The organism is Coprococcus intestinihominis (assembly GCF_040096555.1).
Classification (GTDB): Bacteria; Bacillota; Clostridia; order Lachnospirales; family Lachnospiraceae; genus Coprococcus_A; species Coprococcus_A intestinihominis.
Genome location: NZ_JBBMEK010000262.1, coordinates 1 through 4,703 on the forward strand (window position 1 = coordinate 1; position 4,703 = coordinate 4,703).

Consider the following 4,703-nt stretch of genomic DNA (forward strand, 5'->3'; position numbering starts at 1 on the left):
CCGTCAATAAAGTCAGTAATTACAGCCTGAAGTTCCGGCTTTAATGGGAAAGCCTGTTCAATCTGCCGTGTTCCGATCACAGCAATCAACATATCCTTGCCGCGTACGTCTTTCACCTTAAATTGTAGAATGTCCTGCAGCTGTAATCCTGTTCCGATTCCGATCTCAAATAAAATATAATATTTGTCATCAACAGATCTTAATGTGTCTCTAAATTTTTGGAGTGTTTCGTCATCTTTAATCGGAGCGACCCAGTTCATATATTCACCTCGTATAAAACGTATCCTCGTAGTGAAGAGGTAGACTATTCACTACATTATATTAATCCCATTATAACACGGATGCATTTTAAATCAAGTGATTTATCAAACTTCAGTTATATTCGACAATGATATTATTTATTTTTAATATTTTTTTTGATGCGTTCATTGCGGAGACGCTTATATTTACGGCGGTGATAGCTGCGTTTTAAAACATGATACAGCCAGATCAGGATCAGGGTAAATAAAGCGAAAGCAACAAGCATGCATAATATAAACAGTATCATATGGTGCATGGCAAAAGTCATGAGTTTGCTCTTCAGATGGGAGGCAAGCACTTTAGGAGAAAGTGAGGTGCGTGCATCAGGAACCGCTGCTTCTGTCTCAGTTTCTGCCTCTGTCAGCGAAGCAAAGGCAGGGAGATCTTCTGTTTCACCGGAATGAGCAAAGGCCGAAGTCTCTGTTTCGGTATTTGCAGCAGTGTCTGCCATTTGGGCCATTAACTGATCATAATGATCGAAGCAGTAGTCCATGGCATTAATGGTATCCGGATAAATGTGACCGTCGGAATTCTCCATCACAACACAGGCAAGGGTGTGACCGTCCTTTTCAGCATAGGTAACAAGGGTGTTCTTAGCTTCGGATGTATAGCCTGTCTTCCCTCCGATGCAGGCATCATAATGATATTTGGTATACATCAGCATCTGATGTTTGTGACTGAGGGGGAATCCCTCAGGACGCAGGTTGGTGGAAGCTACCGTGTATTCTGTACAGCCGGTAATTTCACGAAATGTCGGATTCTGAATTGCTTCTCTGGAAATAAGTGCCATATCATGGGCACTTGTATAATGATCCGGGTCATGAAGACCGTTGGGATTGACAAAATGTGTATTCGTACAGCCAAGTGTTTTCGCACGCTCATTCATCAGGTCGCAGAAAGCACTGACGGAGCCGCTGACAAACTTGGCGGCACCATTGCAGACTTCATTGGCAGATGACATAAGAATAGCATGCAGGGCGTCATTGACTGTCAGCTGTTCACCATCCAATATGCCGATATTCATATCATTATAATAATTCAGACCATTCCAGCAATCCTGGGAGAAGGTGATCGTGTCATCAAGATTGGCATTCTCAATAAGCAGAAGCCCGGTCAGTACCTTGGTGATACTGGCCGGATAATGCCGGTCGTCCATATTTTTATAATAAAGAATTTCACCGGAATCAACATCAATGACGCAGGCGGCGCTGGAATAAAGGATAATGTCGTCGGTTGACACTTTATCTGTCGGCAGAATCACGGGGCTGGCCTGTGTTTCAGGAACAGTTTCTGATGCTGCTGTTTCTGAATCAGAGGATTTTGTTTCGTCTGCATAGGTGTCCGTGGAGAACCACAGACAGCCGGATAAAATAAAAAGAAGCACTGTAAAGAGGCTGATTAATTTTTTCATATTATAAATATCTCCTGGAAATAGTATTACCCGAAATAATAGTATAGGATTTCAGATTAAAAGTCAAATTCTATCTTTTGCCATAAGGCGTCAGATCCAGAAAAAAAGGTGATTATTGAATATGCATTCGACATGTGTTAAACTTGATTGCATACGAGAAATTTGCGGACGAAATGATGAAAATTGTTTGGATAGGATAGACATCATTGTATAAAAAATGGTACAGAAACAGCGATAAGGAAAGGATGATCAGAGAATGTTAAGTAAAGAGATGCAGGAAAAGTTGATGGGAGAAATTAAGCGAAGTGACAAATTTATTGAACTTATCGGTATTAAAATCATAGAAGCTGATGAGGGCTATTGCAAGGCAGAACTTGAAGTGGACGATCGTCATTTGAACCCGCTGGGAACGGTGCATGGCGGATGCCTGTACACACTGGCGGATACAGTTGCCGGTTTTGCTGCAGCCTCATGTGGTTTTGAGGGTCCGACACTTTCAGGCAATATGTATTTTCTCAGACCGACAATGGGTGTGAAGAAGCTGACATGTGAAAGCCGTGTTGTGAAAAACGGCAAGCGTATCCGTGTTGTTGAGGCAACAATCTATGGTGATAATGGACAGGAAATTGCAAGAAGCCTTCTGGAATATATGGATATGCAGAGAGAAATGATTGTAAAATAGGCGCGAGATTCGAATAAAACGATAAAAAAATCTATGAATGAGATAAATATTTAACGGGGCTGCATTTATTTACACTCTTGCTGGAATGTGATAAAATGTATTACATTCAACATGAGACGTCTATCCCGGAGCGTACAGTGCAGAGGCCAACCTGCAGGCTGACAGATAAGGGATATAAAGGAAGCACAGCTGTGAACATAAGCTTCAGCTGCTGAGAAAATAGAGTGTATGGAGGTAGTATTTATGTTAACTGGGGCACAGGTAATGGTTAAATGTCTGGAAGCCGAGGGCATCAAGGCTGTGTTCGGCTACCCGGGTGTTGCGATCTGTCCTTTTTATGACAGTTTATATGATTCAGGTATCAGGAATATTTTAGTTAGACAGGAACAGAATGGCGGTCATATGGCCAGCGGTTATGCCCGGGTGACGAGGAAGCCGGCGGTCTGTGTGGCAACTTCGGGACCGGGGGCAACGAATCTGATCACAGCACTGGCAACAGCTTATGCTGACAGTATTCCGCTGATCGCGATCACAGGACAGGTTTCAAGTGAATTGCTGGGCAAGGATGTATTTCAGGAAGCAGATATTACTGGTTCTGCAGAACCCTTTGTTAAATACAGTTATCTTGTCAGAGATGCCAGAGAGATTCCACGTATTTTCAAGGAAGCTTTCCACATTGCATCTACGGGACGCCGCGGTCCGGTGCTGATTGATGTGCCGCTGGATGTTCAGCAGAAACAGATTGATTATGTGCCGGTGAATGAAGTCAGCATTCGTGGCTATAAACCGACAGTGAAAGGCAATAATCTTCAGATTCGCAAGGTTGTGGACGTACTGGCACATGCACATAAACCGCTGATCTGCGTGGGCGGCGGTACGATTCTCGGCAATGGCGAACAGGTTGTCCGTGAATTCGCCAATAAATTCCATATTCCGGTCGTATCAACGATGATGGGTATCGGTGTTATGCCGAATGATGATGATTTATATATGGGTATGTTGGGTACAAACGGCAAGCCACATGCCAACTATGCTGTCCATGAGTGTGATGTGCTTGTGCTTGTCGGTGCAAGAGTGGCAGACCGTGCGGTTGTCAAACCTTACAAGCTTGAGAGAAGAAATACAACCATCGTTCATATTGACGTGGATCCGGCTGAGATCGGCAAGAATCTCGGTACGACAGTACCTCTGGTCGGAGATGTCCATGTAATTTTTGAGAATCTTCTGCAGTATGAGATTCCGGGAGATTACACAGCGTGGAATGAAGAGCTGGCAGAGAAGAAGGCAGCTTATGTGGATAGACGTCATTTCAATCCGGATTTTGTCAATCCATGTCGTTTTGTCCAGACATTGAGCAGCAAGATGAATGACGATGCCATTTATGTGGCTGATGTGGGACAGAATCAGCTCTGGTCAGCAGATAATTATGTCATGAAGCATGGACGTTTCCTGACAACAGGCGGTTTTGGCACAATGGGCTATTCCATCCCAGCAGCTATTGGTGTACGTGCCGCATTGCCGGATACACAGATCGTTGCTGTCTGCGGTGATGGTTCTTTCCAGATGTCTCTGATGGAACTGGCTACCATGCGTCAGTGGAACCTGCCGATCAAGTTTGTTATTATGAGAAACGGCTATCTTGGTCTGGTACGTGAATACCAGCATCATACGTATCATGATCGTTACAGCGGGGTTTCTCTTGACGGCAGTCCTGACTTTGAGAAGATTGCGGATGCTTACGGACTGGATTATTTCCACCTTGAGCATAACGATGAGATGGAGCAGAGAATAGATGAATTTCTTGCATGTGAGCATGCAGCCATGATGGTTTGCGAGGTTTACAGTTTTGATTTGGTAAAGGAGTAATAGGCGGATGAAAGGAATATTTTCGGTATTAGTAGAGAATAAAGCCGGTGTATTGAGCAAAACCGCCGGATTATTTGCCAGAAGAGGTTTTAACATCGACAGTCTTGCTGTAGGTGAGACTGATGATAGAGATATTTCCAGTATGACCATCATCTCAACCGGGGATGAGCGTATCATGGAACAGATCGAGAAACAGCTGAACAAGAAGATTGATGTTATTAAGGTTCGCCGTTTTGCAGAGAATAAATGTGTAACAAGAGAACTTCTGATGCTGAAGGTGACGTATACGAATGTGACAAGATCAGATATTATGGAGATCTGCAATATTACAGGTGCCCATATTGCTGACCTTTCTCCGAAGTCCATGGTCATCGAGCTGACAGCCAAGACATCGAAGATCGATCGATTTATCAAGCTGATGCAGCCATTTGGCATCATTGAGAT

5 protein-coding genes are annotated in these 4,703 nt (G+C 43.8%); 3 read left to right on the forward strand and 2 right to left on the reverse strand.

Annotated elements, in window-relative coordinates:
- Both WMO25_RS15160 and WMO25_RS15165 read right to left on the reverse strand, forming a co-directional pair.
- Window positions 1-260: site-specific integrase (locus WMO25_RS15160; protein ID WP_494337444.1), on the reverse strand; the 260-nt coding region annotated here is incomplete at its 3' end.
- A 134-nt stretch (window positions 261-394) separates the two neighbouring features.
- Window positions 395-1,711, reverse strand: a complete 1,317-nt coding sequence (locus WMO25_RS15165; protein ID WP_349086010.1) for a D-alanyl-D-alanine carboxypeptidase family protein — start codon at window positions 1,709-1,711, stop codon at window positions 395-397.
- Between the two features lie 256 nt (window positions 1,712-1,967).
- Between WMO25_RS15165 and WMO25_RS15170 the strand changes: the two genes are divergently transcribed.
- The 3 genes from WMO25_RS15170 to ilvN all read left to right on the forward strand — a co-directional run.
- Complete coding sequence (locus WMO25_RS15170) at window positions 1,968-2,393, forward strand: PaaI family thioesterase (RefSeq protein ID WP_215691247.1); 426 nt, start codon at window positions 1,968-1,970, stop codon at window positions 2,391-2,393.
- Window positions 2,394-2,636: 243 nt separating this feature from the next.
- Window positions 2,637-4,259 carry a biosynthetic-type acetolactate synthase large subunit gene (ilvB, locus tag WMO25_RS15175; protein ID WP_117528780.1) on the forward strand — a complete coding sequence of 541 codons (1,623 nt, stop codon included), beginning with the start codon at window positions 2,637-2,639 and terminating at the stop codon, window positions 4,257-4,259.
- A gap of 7 nt (window positions 4,260-4,266) precedes the next feature.
- Window positions 4,267-4,703, forward strand: a 437-nt coding sequence (ilvN, locus tag WMO25_RS15180; protein WP_349086011.1) for an acetolactate synthase small subunit, incomplete at its 3' end; no start/stop codon positions are given.